At 56.5% G+C, this 18738-nt stretch carries 20 protein-coding genes and 1 tRNA gene; 7 read left to right on the top strand and 14 right to left on the bottom strand.

Annotation, left to right across the window (positions count from 1 at the left end):
• Window positions 1-41 precede the first annotated feature (41 nt).
• From F8A88_RS13480 to F8A88_RS13470, 3 genes are all read right to left on the bottom strand, one after another.
• Entirely contained in the window at window positions 42-1283 is a 1242-nt protein-coding gene (locus F8A88_RS13480) for an MltA domain-containing protein (RefSeq protein WP_241667463.1), read from the bottom strand.
• Window positions 1284-1376: 93 nt separating this feature from the next.
• Complete coding sequence (locus F8A88_RS13475) at window positions 1377-3143, bottom strand: ARMT1-like domain-containing protein (RefSeq protein ID WP_151151699.1); 1767 nt, start codon at window positions 3141-3143, stop codon at window positions 1377-1379.
• Window positions 3144-3145: 2 nt separating this feature from the next.
• A complete protein-coding gene (locus tag F8A88_RS13470) occupies window positions 3146-3994 on the bottom strand; it encodes an NAD(+)/NADH kinase (RefSeq protein ID WP_151151698.1) in 849 nt (282 codons plus the stop codon).
• A 161-nt stretch (window positions 3995-4155) separates the two neighbouring features.
• Between F8A88_RS13470 and F8A88_RS13465 the strand changes: the two genes are divergently transcribed.
• The gene (locus tag F8A88_RS13465) at window positions 4156-4569 is read left to right on the top strand and encodes a DVU0524 family FlgM-associated protein (protein ID WP_338325294.1); all 414 of its coding nucleotides are present in this window, start codon (window positions 4156-4158) and stop codon (window positions 4567-4569) included.
• A 30-nt stretch (window positions 4570-4599) separates the two neighbouring features.
• Window positions 4600-4911, top strand: a complete 312-nt coding sequence (locus tag F8A88_RS13460) for a flagellar biosynthesis anti-sigma factor FlgM (RefSeq protein WP_241667462.1) — start codon at window positions 4600-4602, stop codon at window positions 4909-4911.
• Window positions 4912-4922: 11 nt separating this feature from the next.
• Here the strand turns inward: F8A88_RS13460 and fliW are convergent, their stop codons facing one another.
• The 11 genes from fliW to flgF all read right to left on the bottom strand — a co-directional run bounded on the left by fliW (window position 4923) and on the right by flgF (window position 15311).
• Window positions 4923-5372 carry a flagellar assembly protein FliW gene (gene fliW, locus F8A88_RS13455; protein WP_151151696.1) on the bottom strand — a complete coding sequence of 150 codons (450 nt, stop codon included), beginning with the start codon at window positions 5370-5372 and terminating at the stop codon, window positions 4923-4925.
• Complete coding sequence (gene csrA / locus F8A88_RS13450) at window positions 5348-5587, bottom strand: carbon storage regulator CsrA (protein ID WP_151151695.1); 240 nt, start codon at window positions 5585-5587, stop codon at window positions 5348-5350. Before csrA ends, fliW begins: the two co-directional genes overlap by 25 nt.
• 95 nt (window positions 5588-5682) lie before the next feature.
• Window positions 5683-7347, bottom strand: a complete 1665-nt coding sequence (flgL, locus tag F8A88_RS13445) for a flagellar hook-associated protein FlgL (RefSeq protein ID WP_151151694.1) — start codon at window positions 7345-7347, stop codon at window positions 5683-5685.
• A 10-nt stretch (window positions 7348-7357) separates the two neighbouring features.
• Window positions 7358-9505, bottom strand: a complete 2148-nt coding sequence (gene flgK / locus F8A88_RS13440) for a flagellar hook-associated protein FlgK (RefSeq protein ID WP_151151693.1) — start codon at window positions 9503-9505, stop codon at window positions 7358-7360.
• A 2-nt stretch (window positions 9506-9507) separates the two neighbouring features.
• Complete coding sequence (gene flgN, locus F8A88_RS13435; RefSeq protein WP_241667461.1) at window positions 9508-9942, bottom strand: flagellar export chaperone FlgN; 435 nt, start codon at window positions 9940-9942, stop codon at window positions 9508-9510.
• A 125-nt stretch (window positions 9943-10067) separates the two neighbouring features.
• Window positions 10068-10781 (bottom strand): rod-binding protein, encoded by a 714-nt coding sequence (locus F8A88_RS13430; RefSeq protein ID WP_151151691.1) that lies wholly within the window; start codon window positions 10779-10781, stop codon window positions 10068-10070.
• A gap of 1 nt (window position 10782) precedes the next feature.
• Complete coding sequence (locus F8A88_RS13425; protein ID WP_151151690.1) at window positions 10783-11925, bottom strand: flagellar basal body P-ring protein FlgI; 1143 nt, start codon at window positions 11923-11925, stop codon at window positions 10783-10785.
• Window positions 11926-11963: 38 nt separating this feature from the next.
• Window positions 11964-12629 carry a flagellar basal body L-ring protein FlgH gene (locus tag F8A88_RS13420; RefSeq protein WP_241667460.1) on the bottom strand — a complete coding sequence of 222 codons (666 nt, stop codon included), beginning with the start codon at window positions 12627-12629 and terminating at the stop codon, window positions 11964-11966.
• Window positions 12630-12686: 57 nt separating this feature from the next.
• A complete protein-coding gene (gene flgA, locus F8A88_RS13415; protein WP_161598427.1) occupies window positions 12687-13700 on the bottom strand; it encodes a flagellar basal body P-ring formation chaperone FlgA in 1014 nt (337 codons plus the stop codon).
• Window positions 13701-13731: 31 nt separating this feature from the next.
• Complete coding sequence (gene flgG, locus F8A88_RS13410; RefSeq protein ID WP_151151687.1) at window positions 13732-14514, bottom strand: flagellar basal-body rod protein FlgG; 783 nt, start codon at window positions 14512-14514, stop codon at window positions 13732-13734.
• Window positions 14515-14531: 17 nt separating this feature from the next.
• On the bottom strand, window positions 14532-15311 hold the full coding sequence (gene flgF, locus F8A88_RS13405; RefSeq protein WP_151151686.1) for a flagellar basal-body rod protein FlgF: 780 nt from the start codon (window positions 15309-15311) through the stop codon (window positions 14532-14534).
• 130 nt (window positions 15312-15441) lie between these two features.
• Between flgF and F8A88_RS13400 the strand changes: the two genes are divergently transcribed.
• From F8A88_RS13400 to F8A88_RS13380, 5 genes are all read left to right on the top strand, one after another.
• Window positions 15442-15517, top strand: a tRNA-Gly gene (locus tag F8A88_RS13400).
• Window positions 15518-15611: 94 nt separating this feature from the next.
• Window positions 15612-16073 carry a ribosome maturation factor RimP gene (locus tag F8A88_RS13395; RefSeq protein WP_151151685.1) on the top strand — a complete coding sequence of 154 codons (462 nt, stop codon included), beginning with the start codon at window positions 15612-15614 and terminating at the stop codon, window positions 16071-16073.
• 54 nt (window positions 16074-16127) lie between these two features.
• Window positions 16128-17456, top strand: coding sequence for a transcription termination factor NusA (nusA, locus tag F8A88_RS13390; RefSeq protein WP_151151684.1), 1329 nt, complete (start codon window positions 16128-16130; stop codon window positions 17454-17456).
• 6 nt (window positions 17457-17462) lie between these two features.
• Window positions 17463-17738: a YlxR family protein gene (locus tag F8A88_RS13385; RefSeq protein WP_241667459.1), complete on the top strand. Its 276-nt coding sequence runs from the start codon at window positions 17463-17465 to the stop codon at window positions 17736-17738.
• Window positions 17735-18738 (top strand): translation initiation factor IF-2 N-terminal domain-containing protein (locus tag F8A88_RS13380; protein WP_194163289.1); only part of this gene is annotated, 1004 nt, incomplete at its 3' end. The genes F8A88_RS13385 and F8A88_RS13380, both read left to right, overlap by 4 nt.

Raw genomic sequence — 18738 nt, 5'->3', positions numbered from 1 at the left:
AATCTCCAAGGGCCGTGCGAATGCGATCGAATGTCATTTGATCAGCCATTTTTCAATGCATCCTTGCTTACCAACAAATAAAGAGCCACTTTCGTGCGAATGCGGGAGGCCACAGGCTCCACCTTGTACCCCTCGCCAACATAGAAATCCACATGCGCGCCGCGGATGGCCGTGCCTGTATCCTGCGCAAGTCCGATGCCCGTCACGCGGCGTTTGCCGCGCACGCCGTTGCGCACTTTCTGGTCCGGTATTTCCGCATCAAAGGCCAGCACACTGCCCAGCGGCAGCACGTGGCGGTCCGTGGCAATGGAAACCATGGGCGTGAGGGGCTTGCCCATGGCGCCCTCGGGCGGCGCATCCGCAAGGCGGAAAAAAACGTAGCTGCGATTCTCTGCCATGAACTCGAACATCTTGTCCGGGTGCTTGCGCAGGCAGACCCGCACGTCCTCCTTGCCCAGCCGATGGGCCGGAAGATATCCCTTCTCGTGCAGGATACGCCCGAGGCTCTTGAACGGATGCCCGTTCTTGGCTCCGTAGAGCACGTTGCGGACACTGCCGTCCGGCAGGCGCAAACGGCCACAGCCCTCCACCTGCAAATAAAAAACATCAACGGGATCGCGCGCCCAGGCGATCTCGCATCCGCGCCCTTTGAGCACATGTTCCACATCCACGGCGCGGCGGTCATAGTAGGGAAGAACGCGTCCGTTTTCAACGCGATAATACCGGGTCCGCGACGAGCCCTGGAGCTTGCCCCATTTCAGGTCTCCGGGAACCCCGTAAATAGGATATTCATAACCGGGCCTGCGCGTCAGGCTGGCTTCGATCTCCGGGGTAAAATATCCGGTCATCATTGGCCCGGGGTTGAGACCAAACCACATGAAGCGGCGGCCCAGCAACTCGGGCTCGCGATCCAGCCGGGGCAAAAGGCTCAACAATTCCTCAATGCTGCGTCGCACCTGCTCCCAACTCAGACTCACGCCGTTGGCGGTCAGGGCCGCCTTTTTGGGAGGCTGTCTGGACACGTACTCCAGACTGCGGCGAAGCGGAGTCTCCAGCGAGGTCCATGAATGCAACCCCTGACTGCTCAGGTTCAGCCGGATGCTCTGCAAAAGACGCTCATTGCCCTTGAGCGGCAGAAACGCGCTCTTTGCCACCGGGGAGGTCATGGGTGGCACGGATTCGGGAAACAGGGCGGACTGCCGGGGGGAAACCCTTTCCAGCGGCGGACACACAATGTCCTGCTCCGGCTCGGGAGCACGGTACAGGGCGCACCCGGCAATCACGAGGTACCCCGCACAAACAAGGCAGGGCAAAAGAAAATGTAAGCGTTTCAAAAACACGGATCGTCTCTTTTCATCAACGGATTTCGGCAAAGCTCAGTCGCACTTGTCAATGGCCACGTCACAGAATTTTCCGACTCCGTATTCCCTGCGCCGGAAAAACTTTTCCGGGCTGGGACCGATAATCTGCAACTCCGGTTGCCTGCGCTGAACGTCCAGGGCGATATGCATCTCCTTGGTGCACCCGGTGGAATAGGTGGCATCCTTGCCCGCCCAGACCGGCGGCACCTTGGCCCCCATGAGGTCGAAGGACCTTTCAATATCCGAATGACTCTGGAACCGCCAGATGTTTATGTACCCGCTGCGCTGCACCATTTCCCACATGAACATGAGGTCGTCCGCATCCATGCCTTCTTCAAAATGTTCCGCCGGATTGATGATGAAAACGGAATCCAGCCACGTGCGCAGGTCGGCCACGAAGGTGGTCATGACCTTGATGGCCATATCCACCTGCCCGGGAACGCTGCCAATGATGCCGGAATAGAAGATCACGGTCCTGCCGTCGTTTCGGGCCTGGCGCATTTTGGAAATGATGGACTCGGCCTTGCCGCGTATGTAGTTCTCGCTGAACTTGCTGACCCATTCGGCCTTGGGCTTGAAGTGCAGGTGAAAAGAACCCTGTTCATCCCGGAAATAGCAGATGATGTCGCGGGTGAAGGTGTGACTGGTCTGAATGAAACGTCGGTACTTGCCTTCGCCCTTGGCCAGGATCAAATCGCACTCCTTCCAGGCCCGGGCAAAAGTCACGCTGGTGCGATAGGGATTTATGCGTTCGCGCGTACCGTCGGAAATGACCACGAACGGATATTCCCGCATGATGGACAGCAGTTCGTTTTTCGAAAGACGGTCCTCGGCTACGAAATGGGCATCGTGCAAGGCTTTGTCCAGCACAGGATCGCCGTCCCGATCCCAGAATGTGGGATGGTCGAAATAAAAGCCCTCCTTGAGAGCCAGCACCACCTTGTGCCCCATGCGCAACAGCGAGCGTATGAGCCTGATGTCGAACATGAGACCGCCGGAACGTTTGGGCAGCATGAGAATCTTGAGCGGCCCGTCACCCTGACCTCGCAAAGCCTCGGCCACCCCGTCGAACTCGCGTGGCGTCGCATCCATTTCCTGTTCGATGCCGCAGGCCCTGAGTTCACTTTCACAGAACTGGCTCTCCTCCCAGGCGTCAGTAGCCGTGGAAATGCGCATGAGTCGTTCGATCTCAAGCATATTGATGCTGAAACGCAGATCGTCGATACGCGTACAACCCGGATGCGATTCCCGGCAGGCGTTGATGGCCGCGTCAAAGGCCTGCCCTTCCACAACCTCGCCGGCCCTGCGGTTCAGGCCGCGCCGAATCTCGGCATACGGGTCGTCTATACCGCTCTGGGTCATGAGAATGGTGATCATACGCTTCATGAGCCTGGAAGGTATAACTATGGGCGAAGCCAGCGCCATGCGGAACTTATGGCGACAAAGCCCCACGAAACGGCGGCGGATATACCGGTCCGTGCAATGCTCGCGGGCCAGGCGTATGAACATCTTCCATTGCTGAATGTATTCGGCAAGCAACTGGTCCGGAAGCCCGGGCTTGAGCAATTGCAGGAACATCCAGTCCGAGCACGGGGCATAGAACTCATTGTTCTCCATGGCGACCATGAACCGGATCTGTTCCCTGGAAGCGTTCTTGCCGGGATCAATGCTGTATTCCAGATGATTCTCGGTCATCAGATGCAACAGCAGGGCATCAAGTTCCGGGTCGATCCCATAGTTGATGTCCAGCACGGAATCGAACGATGAAGCGTCTGTGACCACGGCTACCTCTCAGCGATGAAACCCTTGTTCTTCAATTTATCAAAATACCGCGTTGCCGGTTCGGAAACCATGAGAAACCCGTCCCGGGATCGAACGATTTCCACCACGTCGCCCGTGCACAGGGAAAAACCCTTTTGTCCGTCCTCGGTAAGCTTGACATCGCCCCCCTCTTCCACGCGGATGGCCAGCCGATGTTCGGTGGGCAGCACCAGGGGGCTGAAACGGTTCAAAAAAGGGCAAATGGCCGTAATGCAATAGGCGGAAAGGTCCGGGTGAACCAACGGTCCGCCCGCGGAAACACAGTAGGCGGTGGAACCGAACGGCGTGGACACGATCAGGCCGTCAGACCGCAACTGCGCAACTTCGCTGCCCTCATACAATACACTCAGGCGCACCAAACGGGCCAAGGACCCGCGCCCCATGACCAGATCGTTGATGACCGTGCCGGAATGCACGTAACGCCCGGAACGCAAGACACGAAAATCAAGGGCCATGCGTGAAGCCACAGCATAGTTTCCAGCCAGAATGTCGGCAAGCCCCGGTCGCCAGTCGTCCGGCGAATGATGGGTGAGAAAACCCACACGGCCAAGATTGATTCCCAGCAACGGAATACCGAGACGGTGCATTCGCCGGGCAACGCCGATAAGCGTTCCGTCTCCGCCGAGAACAATCACGAGCTGGAAGCTGCCATCCCGTTCAAACGGATAGCCGTCACGGCCTTTGCGGTTTTCGCAAACAACGGTTTTGACATTCTTTTCGCTTAAGAATTCGACAAGTTCCGCGCACAGCGAATGCGCTGCCGGTGTTTCCGGTTTGGTGACCACCAACACTTTTTCTACGGGTCTGGACATGAATTCACTGAGTAGTTAAATTCAAAGATATATTCAACCTTTTCTCTGCATATGCCGAAAATTGACGACCCGTTTTACTTTTTTTTAACTTTTTTTAGAAAACACCCTAAAGTTTTTCAGGGCCAGCGTCGATCTTTCTTTTAAGGTAAGGAGAATAAGATTTGACAAATCCTGCGAATGTTCAAAAAATGCTGCAGACTTACGGGAAGCAGCTCACCAGTGCCAAGCGGCTTGCCCGCTTTCGAAGAGCACTGAAACTTTCGCGTTCGCAGGATGAAGTAACCATTTCGCGAGAAGCCAAAAGGCGGGAACTTGTGGAACGGATAGCACGAGAAATCATAGAGAACCTGATCGTCAGCAACACGGAAAACCCGGTTGTGGGAAGCATTCTGCAACAACTTGAACATGAGACCGGAAAACAGTACGTGTTCGAATATCCTTTGGACGGCATGGACGTTCAGATTCTGCATGACGCTCAAGGCGGGCCGAACGAAGTCACCGGCCCGGAACGACAGGAAGTCATGCAACGCCTTTGGAAGATAACACTGGCCAGAGTTGATGCAACAATGCTCTAGCCTCACCCCCACCCGTGGGAGGGAAGACAAATGGCTATGGAAATCAAAAACCTGCTTGGGGAAATCAATCCCTATGACAAGAAGAAGGTCAACGGAAACACCCGAGGCGCAGCCGACAAGGCTTCTCAGGCTTCAACGTCTGAAGGAAAGTCCGACACCATCGCCTTTTCCTCGGAAGCCAAGCTGCGCAGCACTGCGCTGCATACGGCATCCGAAGCCTCGGACATTCGTCGCCAGAAGGTGAACGAGCTCAAGGAACAGGTCCGCAACAACAGCTACCAGCCGGACATAAAAAAGGCCGCCGCGAATCTCATCCGTGACGACCTTGACCTTCTTGTGTAAGCCGCTAGGCCCTACTCTTTCTTGTCCGACAACCGATACCAGGCGGGGTATCCGGATTCGATCTGCGGAGCCTGAAGACCAACCCTCTCTTCCGTGTTCACCAAAATGGGGCCGGAAAGATTGAGCGTTGTGTCTTCGGGCTTGTCTTGTGGGATGGTCACGGTGACCAGGACGGCCAACTGCCGGATATTGGACAATTTCAGAATTTTCTTTTCCGCCTTGTCCAGCTTCACATCATAGTCCTTGATGAACACGTACGGATCGGCAACGAGCAGCCCCAAACCGGGATCTGTCACACATTGCAGCAGCATGAACGGCGAATCATCGCGAACCTGAAGCAGCACATACTCGCGCTTGTCCTCAAGGCCCACCAGCCCACGGGGAAAATATACGATCGCGTCGGTGCTGATTTCGCGTTCACCGAGACGCGTCTGGATTACTTGCTTTCTTTCTCTAGCCATAATGTCGCCGCCGCGAGCAGGTCCTGCTGGGAACTTTCCAGTGCCTGCCGGTTCTGTTCCTTGATCTTCAAATACACCTCTTCCCGATAGACAGTCATGTCATCGGGTACGTCCAGGCCGATCTTGATCTGCTTCCCCTGAATATTCAGGATCTTCAGCTTGATATTATCGCCCAGATAAAGGCTTTCTCCCGGTTTCCGGGTCAGAATCAGCATACGATAAGAACCTTGTTGTACGCCGTGCCGACAATCGGGCACGGTATGGCCCGGTTTACCCCAGGCCGAATGGTATGTCCAGTATCATTCAGATGTTAGATAAACTTGGTCAGGTTCATCTGCATGATCATGGACGACGAACGCAACACGGATTCGTAAATGATCTGCTTTTGCGCCAGATCCGTCATTAACTCGGTGACGTCCGCATCCTCCACGTTGCTGAGCAACTCCTTCTCGTTCAACTCAAGACCGGAAAGAATATTATCCGCAACCGAGAGCCTGTTCTCACGGCCGCCCACGCTGGCGGCCCGGTTCATCAGATGTTCATGCGCCACCTCCAGACTGGCCAGCATTTGCTGTACGCCGGTCTGGTTGTTGGTTTCCGTAAAAGCGATGAGGTTGCCCATGACTTCAAAAATATTCTCGGTGGTCGAGGCATTGGACGCAGCCAGGAACATCCCGGCCTGCCCGTCGTTGTCATAAAACATGGGCATGGCGTTGGAACTGCCCAGCAGGGTTGCGTTGCCGCCATTGGATATGGTCACGTCCGGATCCTGATAGATACCGCCGAAAAGATCCTTGCCAATATCGTTGACGCGCACGCTTTCGGTTTCGGAAATGTCCAGATTGATATCCGCGGTGCGGGGATGAATCACGAACTGGGTTCCGGGCTGCAACGTATTGCCGCCGTTTGAATTCAGGGTCAGCACGCCGCCGGGCTGGATGCTCAGTACCGCATTGCTGGCCGTGGCGTCCGCATAGGCCCGGTTGCCGGTTTTCCAGGTCAGTCCACCATCGATACTGAAGGAATATTCAATTTCCTCGTCGAAATCCACGGCAGAATCATTGTCGATGCGAACCATGACGTTGCCGTGAGGAAACGAACCGCTGGCTTCGGCCTCGTAGACTCCGGTCCCAGAGCCCATCTTGTCCACGTCCACGGAGTCCACATCGTCGCCAAGATAGCGGGCGGAAGGACGGAGCCAGAGCCATGTGCCCCGCCCGTCGTTTTCATCATCATGACTATTGATACGCACATCGGAATTGTTGTTGAAAACAACGGACGTGCCGCTTCCCGGCATCTGCAATCGGGCTTCGCCGCCTGCAAAGGCCACTGTTCCGTCTTTCCAAGAATCGCCGCCGTCCGAACTGTAACGAATCCCGAGGTTGGGATCGTTCAGGGCCATGGTATCGCCGGGGGCAGCCGTGTCGCTCGTATCGTAAAACTGGACCAGCACCGTGGTTTCCGAGGTGCCTTCCACGCGGAATGTATTGTTGTTGTTCAGATTCTTGTCGTTGGTGGTCATCCACATGATCTTTTCAAAGGCGTTGCCATCGGTCTTGTGTCCCGAATAAATGCTTTTGCCCTCGAATTCCGTGTTGGAAAGACCGATCATCTGATCGAAAAGACTGCGCAATTCGTAACTGATCTCCTCGCGGTTGTCCGCGCTGAGCGTGCCGGTGGCAGCCTGGGTTGCCAATTCCTTGGCACGAGTCAACAGCGTGGAGGCCTGCTGCAAGGTGTCGTCCGAACGCCCCAGCCATCCCTTGGCCGTGTCCACGTTTTCCTGATACTGGTCAAGGGAACGAATCACATCGCGATGGTCCAGAATACGCATCATGCCCGTGGGATCGTCCGAGGGCTTGTTGACACGCTTCATGGTCTGCGACTTGATGTTCAGATCCATGAGATCTGTCAGGGACGTGTTCATGTTGTTCACGTACCTGGAAAAAAGCATCTGCTGGGAAACCCTGTACATATCGTCCCCCTTACGGCTTGAGCGAAAGCACGGTCTGGAGCATCTGGTCCGCCGTGGTAATAAGCTTGGCTGCAGCCGTGTAGGAATGCTGGAACTTGATGAGATTGCTCATTTCCTCATCAAGGTTGACTCCGGAAACCTGCTGCTGCCGGTCGTCCAGATCCGTTGCCAGCGAATTAGTAAAATCGTAACTGAACTTGACGTTGTTGGTATCGGCACCCACGTTGCCCACCAACCCGTTGTAGTATTCCATCAACGTCTGCTTGGTGGACCCTTCCATGGGCGTGTACATCTCGACATCCTGCTCGCGCAGGCCATACAGGGCCAGAGCCACGTAGTTGTCGCCCGAATTGACTTCCCCGGCGCCGTTCACATGCCCGGCAGCCAAAAAATCAAGGTCCGTGGCAATGGTGTCGTTGACAGAAATGGTTCCGGCATCGTCCCCTTCAAAATACGTATTCAAGCCGAGCGCAGCATTCAGCCCCGCGGAATCCGCGCCGAACGTGAATTCGTACCCGTCCTTGGCCTGAAGGTGAATGCGGTTGTTGACGATACCTGCGGTCATGAACGAACCAAAGGTGTTGTTATAGGCATCAACCACATCCTGCATGGAATGTTGATTCGGATCAAACATCTGGGTACCGGGCGTGGCCGGGTCGAAATCCAATGCGGCGTTGGAAAGCATCGCACCGGTATCCGGATCGTAAATGTAGACGAAGCTGCTGCCGGACTGAAGCTTGTCACCAAAGGCAAGCCCCGTGGAATCGCTGGCAAGCGGCCGGTCAATGGCATCCACGCTGTAGGTACCATCCAGGCTGGTGTAATTTTGCAATCCCGCGCCCTGGCTGTGCGTGCGGTTCACTTCCCAAATCAGGTTGTGGGCGAGCGTATCCAACTTTTCGCGATAACGCCCCACATACTGATCCCGCAAAGAAAAATACGCGCCGAGCTTGCCGCCGGTCAGGCGTTCGGGGTTTTCCTGCCCCGTGAAATCCGCCTGTGGGGTGATGTTTTGCTTGTGAGAGGTGTTTTCCACCCAGAAAAGCGTGCGGCTGGGTCGGATGGTAAAGGTATCGCCTTTCTTAAGCGTTCCGGTGGGGTCGCCCTTGGGATCTGTGGCGGAACCGAACCATATGGAAACGCCCTCGACATTGACCTTGCCCTCATCCGGACGGGCCGCAAAATAGCGCGTGCTGCCATCCGGGTTGGTCAGCCAGGTGTTGCCACCGTCCAACGAAACCCTGAACTGGGCGGCATTCCCGGAATTGCTGACAATGCCCGCATCCGTGGTTCCCGAGTTGGAAGCCATGAACTCGATGGTATACTCAAAGTTCGAATCACCCTCGAAATAGACCTGCCCCTCGAACGTGGAATCCAGCTCAAGATCCTGCTCCGCATAGGGCGCCCCGAACTCGAGATAAAAATGTTCTTCACCGTCCACCAGGGTCTGGCCAGCCTTGGTGGTGATGGTCACGTTGCCCAGACCGTTGTCGATGTAATTGATGTCCACGATCTCGCCCAGCTCGCGGACCAGGCGCGCCCGTTCGTCATACAGGGCGTTGGCGTTGTTGCTGCCCGGAATATCATGCACGTTGATGCGCCGGTTCACATCGGCGATCTGACCCATGATGTTGTTGGCGTTCATGACCTCCTGATCGATCATGGCGTCAATGCGTTCCTGCATGTCGTTCAGGGAGCTGTCTGCCTGGGAAATGGTCGAGGCAAGGGTCGTGCCCTGGTTGACCACGTCCTGACGCGTTCCGTAGTTTTCCGGACGCTGGCTGAGATCGTTCCAGGAATTGAAATATGTTGAAAGCGAATCGCTCACGCCGATGCCCGAAGACTCGTTGAACAGGCTCTCCACGCTCTGCAGCTGTTCGTACAGGGCGCCCCACTTGTCCCTCAGGGAAGCCTGATCATAATACAGCCGCTCGACCAGCTCGTCGAAATGACGCTGGATTTCCTTGACCTGAACGCCCGTGCCCATCTGGCCGGGCTTGTAGTCGATGTTGATGCCTTCTTCGAGAACTGCGGAACGTCGGCTGTAGCCCTCGGTATCAACATTGGCAATGTTGTTACCGGTGACAGAAAGCTGCACCTGCGAGGCGAAAAGGGCCCAGCGCCCGACATCAAGTATGGAATTGGCCCCGAACGCCATGGCTACAGCCTCCCTCTCAAAATGGTCGCCTGCGACGAACCCGCCCCCACGAAGCGACCTCTGGCCGAATAGGCGTCACGCTTCTTGGGCTGGATTTCCTTGTGCATGAAATTCAAAAGCGAAGAGCTCTGGTCCAGCAGCGCCTGCGCCAGCTCCTGATTCTTTGCGGCCTGCAGACCACACTTCTGTTCCATCTTGTCAAGCATCGCCAGCATGGAACCAAAGGCCTGCTGGGTCGTCTCGTCCATGGACGAATACAGCATGTGCACCTGTTCGGCCTCAGGATCAATGGCCTGACACATTCTTTTCAGGGAAAACCGCTCAGCCGCGATCTGGCGCAGAAGTTCCTGAATAGAAAGCTCTATGCGGGATACGCCACGGGGATTACGCTTTTGCAAGCGGGCAAATTCTTCCTCCAACAAGGCACTCAACAACATGATTGCCTTGTTTTGCCGGACCAAATTTTCCTCAAGCAATGTAAACATCCTCATCCCCTTTCGCTACCATTCTATTGAAATACATATCTTTATTAAGATTTCAGCCGATAACGGCCCCTTGTCTGCTACCCTATTCGAGCAAGTTTCCTGCCAATGTTCTCATCGTCTGCGGAAGCCGAGCTTTCTCCATAGGCGGAGGAAGCGGCGCGGGACGCACTGCGGCGACCTTCGATACGGCGTGTCAACGCATCCAGACGGGCCTTGACCTCCGTATCGCTGAGGGCGGCATCGACAACGGATTCATTGTGTTCAGCCAAACCCTCTTTCCCCTGAACGCTTGCGGATTCATTGCCCAACCACTGATCGATGGTACGATTGCCAAGGCCTTGTCCGGGCGTAACCCCTCCCCTGTCCGCGGGACTGAGGGCTATGCCCGCACTGCCGTTTTCAAGCGGCTTGATGGCCACCTTGCCGGCCAGAGCGTCCCGGCTACTCTGCTTGAGCTTGTCCTTGAGCTGGTCGTACAGCATGTCGCCAAGACCAATGCCGCCGGAATCTGCCATTTTCTCGGCAAAATCGCGGTCGAACATGGACATGTACATTTCGCTCTGCTTGCTGCCGAACACCCCGCCCTTGGGCACGGTGTTCTTCATTTCCTTCCACATCTTGGAAATGAATACGGCTTCAAAATCCTTGCATGCCTCGCGAAGCTTGCCTTCCTTGTCCGGAGCGGCCGCCAGCCGCTCCTTGAGACCGTCCATCTGCGTCTTGAACTTGATGAGTTCCTTTTGAGCGGCACTGCTTACCGCGGCTTCTGCACCAAATGAGGATTCGACCATCTTAAATGACCTCCACTTCTGCGTGCAGCGATCCCGCAACCTTGAGTGTTCTGATGATTGAAATCAGGTCACGCGGAGACGCTCCTATGGAATTCAAACCGTCCACCAGCTCCTGAAGCGTTGCCCCTTCCATGAGCATGAGCCGGTTATTCTGCTCACTAACCTGCACGTCGGTCTGCGGGGTAACAACGGTTTCTCCCTCGGAGAAAGGACCGGGCTGGCTCACTTCCTCGTCCTCGGCGATGACCACCTGCAGGTTGCCGTGTGCCACGGCCACCTTGGAAAGACGCACATCCTGCCCGAGAACAACGGTTCCGGTTTTTTCGTCAACCACAACCTTTGCCTTGCCGTCCGGAGTAATATTCAGGTTCTCCAGCGAAGCCATGAGCGGAACCATGTTGCCCCGGAATTTGTCGGGGATGGAAAGCTTCACCGTGGAAATGTCTTCGGCACGGGCGAATTCACCGCCCAACGTGGCGTTGATGCGCCGAACCACCTGCATGGTGGTATTGAAGTCCTGAATAGTGAGATTGACAGTCATGCCGTCCTGACGGTTGAACTTGAAAGGCACAGCGCGTTCCACCACGGCCCCGTTGGGAATCCTGCCCACGGTGGGAATGTTCTTCTGTGCACTCGCGGCCTCACCGCTGAGGGCAAATCCCCCGATGGTCAGCGCGCCCTGCCCGACCGCATAAACCCTGCCGTCCAACCCCTTGAGCGGCGTAACCAGCAAAACCCCACCGAGCAGGCTTTCGGCATCACCCAGCGAGGATACAGTCACATCGATGGTAGAACCGGGCTTGACCGATACGGGCATCTTGGCCGTGACCATGACAGCAGCCACGTTCTTGGGCTTGAGGTTGCTCGGGTCGACCTGAACACCCATCTTGTCAAGCATGTTGGACATGGATGTCATGGTGAAATCCGAAGATGTGCCGTCACCGGTTCCCGCAAGACCGACCACCAAGCCGTAGCCGACCAATTCGTTGGTACGGACGCCGCTGAAGCTGGAAATGTCCTTGAGCCGAACCGCATAAACCTGGCCCGACGTCCAGACCGCGGCACAGGCGCCCAAAATCAATATCAGGACGATACGCAGCACCAATCTCTTGAATTCCGCGTCCGCCTTGGTGGCGACTTTCATGACCGACTCCTTATGCATGCCAATATCCATGAGAATTCCTAGAAGGGATAAATGTTGTCCAACAGCCGGGAGAGCCAACCGGGCTTCTGTTTGTCTGCCAGCACGCCTTCGCCGTAGACTTCGATCTGCGCCTCGGCCAGGTTGTTGGAGGAAACAGCGTTGCTCGACTGGATGTCACGTTCCCGAATAAGCCCACGAACCACGAGTATCTGTGTTTCGTTGTACACACGGATGCGACGCGCACCCTCGACCTGCAGCACACCGCCCGGCATCCTGCGCACGATGCGTGTGGCAACCGTGGCCGTAAACGAGGCTTCCTGCGTGGCTTCACCGCTGCCCGTGAAATCGTTCTTTGCTCCGGCCGCAATATCAAAGCCGGCCTTGGCGCCCAGCGTTCCCAAAGGCAGTTCGCCCAGCAAGCCGGTATTGGGCATGGCCGTAATTCCCATATCCGTCTGGGTGTCGCGTTTGGCAGTGGTATCCGCCTTCAGCGTGGAGCTTGATGATTCGGAAACATTGACCATGACAATGTCACCCACACGGCGGGCGCGATTGTCCTCGAAAAGGTATTCGGCCCGGTTTTCGTCAAACAGGGAACCGGGATTATCCGCAGGATCCTGTTCCACGATCTGCGGAGGCGTCAGCACCGGCATGGGCGTGGGCTCCTGGCGTGCGGCACAACCCGCAAGCAGAACCACTGCCATGATCAAAATGCATGTTTGTGTTCCAGTGATGATCTTCATGATTGTCCTACCTCGCATCTAACGGACCTTGGCCACACCGTTGTCCACAACCGTGGCCGCTATGATTCTCTTGCTTTGCAAGTTGCGCACCGTAATGTTCTGTCCCAGATGGCCGTCCCCGAGCGCCTCGACCTTGGTGGTCAGCTGTATGCGCTTGTTTTTGTAAACCAGGGTGATGACATCGCCCTTGGTGACCATGGGCATGGGTTCGATGTTCGTCATCAAAAACGGCTGCCCGGTGCCCACCGGACGCTTGACCCGCCATGCGCCTTTCTCTCCGTCCCACACGTTGGCCATATAGGCGACATTCTTTTTGATAAATGTAATTTTATCAGAGGTTAACCGCTCATTCCGATTCACGGGGCGCGATGCGCAGGGCACGGTTTTCCAGACACTCACAAACACGCTGCCGGTCTTGGTTCTGGTGATTTTTCCGTCCGGGGTCTTTGCGCGCAGCACAAACCGATTTGTGCCGGGAGACATGGCCTCGTCCGAAAGCGCCAATTCGATTTTGTCGTATGTGTTGGGCAAGAAAAACTCATCCGGCATGGCGAAATTCTTGAATTCGACATCCTCGCCCATTCCCCGGGAATGAATCGTCAAAAATTCGACAACCCTGTTCCTGAGATCCTGTCCGGCAACGACTCGGCCACCGGTCTGGATAGCCATTTTGAGAGGCAACACACAGCGCGCAGCCTCTTCCTTGAGGTAATACTTGAGAATATTTTCCAGCTTGGCACGGGGGACCACGACCGGACGCCCCTTGCGTGTGGATGCCTTCCACAGCCGGGTGCTGGCCAGACGCTTCCACGCGTCGCGATCATAATCGCCCACGGGATGGGCAATATGCCCCAGCTGGACAACAGGCTCGTGCACGCAGACCGCTCCCTTGACCTTGATGCGCCACTCATCCGCAGCCGAGACCACTCCCGAAGCCATGAAAACGGCAACAAGAGCCAGGAGGCTCGCCAAAGCGAAGAGGCAGGGCTTTTGGGCCTTGAAAAACATGTCTTTATGCAATGAGATACTCATGACAATCCCTTCCCGTTCAGACATCTCGCGTCTAGCGCTTCACGTTGATGGCTGTCTGGAGCATGGAGTCCGAAGTGGTGATGACCTTGGAGTTGAGCTCATAGCCCCGCTGCCCCACGATCAGACCGACCATTTCATCGACCATTTCCACATTGGAACCTTCAATGAAACCCTGTGCCAACGTGCCGAAGTTATCGTCGCCCGGCGTACCTTCCACGGCATCGCCGGAAGCCTCGGTCTCGAAGTACAAATTGTTGCCAACGGCATTGAGCCCGGCCGGGTTGATGAACGTATAGATGGGGATGTCGCCGGAAGCCAACGCCTGCCCCTGTTTGTCCTGTGCCTCGATGTCCCCGTTTTCGGTGATGACCAGATTCACGGTCTCCGCAGGGACGATGAATTCGGGCTGCAGGGGATAGCCATTTGCGGTGACGATTCGGCCCTCGTTGTCCAGCTTGAATGAACCGGCACGCGTGTAAGCGTCCTCGCCGTTCTGCTGCACCCTGAAGAAACCGTCGCCCTCGATGGCCACGTCCAGACTGTTGCCCGTGTTCTCGAAATCACCCTGTGTAAAGAACTTGTGAACGGTCACGGTTCTTACACCCATGCCGACCTGCATGCCCGTGGGGATGCGGTTGCCGCCCTCGTTGAGCGTGCCCGCGATCTTCTGGGTCTGGTACATGAGGTCCTCGAATTCGGCCCGGCTCTTCTTGAAACCGGTAGTATTGACGTTGGCCAGGTTGTTGGACAGCACGTCGATGTGCTTTTGCTGGGCCACCATGCCCGTGGCCGCAGTCCACAAGGAACGCATCATGGTTCATATCCTCCTGTTTATGTTGCCCTGCCCACCTGGGTGAGCAACTTGGTGTCGAGCTCGCTATCGCCCTTGATGACCTTGGAATAGGCTTCGAACGAACGCTGGGTCTCGATCATGGCCACCATTTCGGTCACAACCTCGACATTTCCTTTTTCCAGATATCCCTGCTCCACGGTACAGTCCTCAGCCGGAATCTCATCGGCTGTGGATCCGGAGCGCAGGCGGTAACAGTTTTTGCCGACCTTCTCGAGTTCGTTGAGGTCGGAAACCGTGACGACATCCATTCTGGCGACCAGTGCACCATCCACGATGATGCCACCCGAACCGTCCACGACGACTCGCGAAGTGGGCGGAATATTGACGGGACCGCCGCCACCGATGACCGGATTGCCCTCGGGCGTCATGAGCGTTCCCTCCGCGTCCACCACGAAATTGCCGGCACGGGTCAGGAGCTGCTCGTCGCCGATCTGGACCTTGAAAAAGCCATCGCCGCTAATGGCCATGTCCAGCTGGTTTCCGGTCTGCTGAAGACTGCCCTGCGTAAAATCTATCTGCTGGTCGGAAAGGCGCGGCCTGGCCATGACATTGGCACGGGGCCACAAATCCTTGTCGCGCAGGTACGGTTTGGCGTCGCCCAGATAATCGTGGGCAAAACGCTGAAACGTGTCGTGAAAGGCTATCTTGTCCTTCTTGTAGGCGGTCGTATTGGCGTTCGCCAAATTATTGGCAACCGTCGACATCCTCAATTCATTGGACAAAGCCCCGAATAATGCGCTGAATGAGCTGTCTCTCATCAGAATTCCTCCTGTTCGGGAGCCATTGTTGCAACATGCGGGCCAAAGAAACAAAGCTTGAAAATAGGCTGTTTGCCGCCCCGTAATGTTGACTTCCAATATGAATATGTATAAATGGACACGTTTCCGAGCGGGTGTAGCTCAGCTGGCAGAGTACAAGCTTCCCAAGCTTGGTGTCGCGGGTTCGACTCCCGTCACCCGCTCCAGACCTTAGGCAGGAAACCGTTGTTTTCTGCTTGGTTCGTCCGAAGACGGTGGGCCCTAGGGTCCGCCTTTGTTATTTTTTGAGGCAGGAGATTCATGCGGCACAACGCATTTGAAAGAAAGCTTGCGGAGCTTGTGGAAACCGAAGTGAAATCCCTCGGGTTCACCTTCTGGGGGTTGAGCATGGCCTCTTCCGGAAAGAAGCGCGTCATCCGCATATTCATAGACGGCCCTGAAGGCGTGAACATTGACGACTGCGCAAAAGTAAGCCGCCAAGTGGACATTGTCCTCGAAGCCGAAGACATCATTCCCGGCGCATTCACGCTCGAGGTATCCTCGCCGGGCCTGGAAAGAAGATTTTTTACCCTGGACCAGCTGGGCGACTACGTGAACCGCACACTGGACGTGCATCTGGCCGAACCGATCGACGGACGCCGACACTTCAAGGGAAAGCTCGTGGCCGTTACGGACACCGGGCTTGAAATCGAGTGTGACGGCGAACCCCATCGGCTGGACTGGGACGACGTCAGGGAAGCGACACTGGTTCACGAATTCTAGCAAACTGGCCTGCGGCCACGGGAATCATCCCGGGGTACGGGCGGAGGTTTCAGCATGTCGGAACTGAAAAAGGCAATTGATCAAATCAGCAAAGACAGGGGCATTGACCGCGATCTGCTGATCGACACCCTTGAAGAGGCTGTTCGCTCCGCGGTGCATCGCAAATATGGCGACACCATGGACATCGAAGTCACCTTCAACGAGGAACTGGGCGAAATCGAAGTATACCAGTTCAAGGTGGTCGTGGAGGACGTTCACGACGAGATCAGCGAGATCACCCTTGAAGAAGCCAAAGAGCACGATCCGAACGTGCAGCTCGACGACGAGATGGGCTTCAAGCTCGCCATCGAAGATCTGGGACGCATTGCCGCACAAAGTGCCAAGCAGGTCATCATACAGCGCATGCGCGATGCCGAGCAGGAAATCATCTACGAGGAATTCAAGGATCGCACTTCGGAAATCGTCAGCGGCATCATCCAACGGCGCGACCGCACCGGCTGGATCATCAACCTCGGACGCACCGAGGCCCTGCTGCCCAAGGACGAGCAGATCCCGCGCGAGCGCTACAAGCGCGGCGACCGTGTGCAGGCGTATATCATTGATGTACTCAAGGAATCCCGCGGACCGCAGGTTATCGTATCCCGGTCCCATCCGGACTACATGGCCGAGTTGTTCAAGCGCGAAGTACCGGAAGTGGCGGACGGAACCGTCAAGATCATGGGTGTGGCCCGTGATCCGGGACTGCGTGCCAAGGTGGCCGTGTCCTCGCGTGACCGCGACGTTGATCCGGTCGGCGCCTGCGTGGGCATCCGCGGTTCCCGTATCCAGAACGTGGTGCAGGAGCTCAAGGGCGAACGCATCGACATCGTGGTCTGGAGCCCGGACATCGCACGCTACGCGCAGCATGCCCTGTCTCCGGCGGTCATCACCCGCATCATGGTGGACGACGAAGAAGAAACCCTGGAAGTGGTCGTTCCCGACGATCAGCTCACGCTGGCCATCGGCCGCAAGGGGCAGAACGTCAAGCTGGCGGCCCGTCTGCTGGGTTGGAAGGTCGACATCTTCACCGAAACCCGCCATGCGGAAATGAACGCAGCGCTCAAGGGCATGGACCAGATCGCCAGTGTTGCCGAAGTAAGCATCGACAGCTTCATCCGTGCCGGATTTGATTCCACGGAAGCCGTGGCCACGGCCAGCGACGAAGCCCTGCTTGCAGTGGAAGGACTGGACGAGGAGCGCATCGGTGAAATCCGCGTGGCCATGAACATGCTGGGCCTGACGGCCCCTGCTGCGTTCGAAACGGATGAAGCCGAAGAAACGGTGGTTGAAGAACCGGCCGACGCGGAAGAGAATGAACAAGAGGCCGAAGAGCCCAAGGAATAGACAGCTATGCACGACAACGGACCGGGGCCGCTCGGCCCCATCCGCATGTGCGTTATCTGCCGCCAGCGCTTTTTGAAAAGTGAGCTGAAGCGGTATGTTTGTCCGAAATCAGGACGCGGGGGCGCGTCCGAACGGGATACGGCCACGATTGGCCTGATTCCCGATCCCGACCAGGTTCTGCCGGGGCGGGGGTTTTACATCTGCGGCAAGGCCGATTGCCGCCAACGATTCCAAAAGGCGCAATTCGGCCTGATGAAGAAATGCAAGGGGGAAAATACATGACGGCAAAACTGAGGGTTAAGGATCTGGCTGCTGAGCTGGGTCTTGGAAACAAAGACATACTTCAACGACTCCGCGAAATCGGGGTACAGGCCAAAAGTCTCATGAGCTCCGTGAGCGAAGAGGACGTGGCCGCGCTCAAGGACGCCATGAAAACCGGGCAGCCCAAAGCCGAAGTGGTGCGCAGGGAAGTCCAGCCCGGCGTTATCGTCCGCCGCAGGCGCAAATCCAAAGCGGCCAAAAAGAAAGAAAAGGCTCCGGAACCGGCAGAAGAACCGGTTGAAGCCGTTGCTGAAGATTCGGCTCCTGCCGATGACACCGCACAGCCCGAAGCCGTGGCCGAAGAGCCGAACGAGGAAAAGCCTGCCAAAACAGCCAACAAGAAAAAGGCTACCAAGGCAAAGTCCTCCGGGAAAAAAGCCCAAGGCAAGCAGGAATTTCAGGCCGCACGCATAGTCAAGCCCGCACCGACCGAAGAAGAGCCCTCCCCCGAGGCTCAGGAAACGGCAACGCAGGATGCCCCCCCTGCCGCCGAAGAAGACACCGCCGTCACGGCCGAGGAGCACAAGCAGGAGCAGCCCGAGAGCACGCCGTCTGACTCTGCCCCCGAGAAAGCGGCCGAACAGGAAGAAGCCGCTGCAACGGAAGAGCAAACACCTGCAAAGGCCGAAAAGAAGAAAAAGGCCGACAGCAAGAAGCCTGCGGATGAAAAGAAAATTTCTGCAAAGCAGGCCAAGGACGCCAAGTCCGAAGCTGGCGAGCCCAAGAAAAAGAAAAAGAAAAAAAAGGAAGCCGAGAGTCCCAAGGTTCGCATCATTTCCATGCCCGACCCTGCCGACGTAGCCCGCAGGGAAGCGCAAAAGGAAGTAAACCGCAGCGAAGCGCAGCGGCGCGGCAATGGCCGTCCTGCCCGTCCGGGCAGCCGCCCCGCCGATGCCGACTCCGCCGACGCTGATGGTTCGTGTTTTCCTGCGTTCCATAAGGTTGGGGATGGTACTGCATT

The sequence above is a fragment of the Pseudodesulfovibrio senegalensis genome (assembly GCF_008830225.1).
Taxonomy (GTDB): domain Bacteria; phylum Desulfobacterota; class Desulfovibrionia; order Desulfovibrionales; family Desulfovibrionaceae; genus Pseudodesulfovibrio; species Pseudodesulfovibrio senegalensis.
Note: the sequence above shows the minus strand (reverse complement) of the source record. Positions and strands in the feature narration are given on the sequence as shown.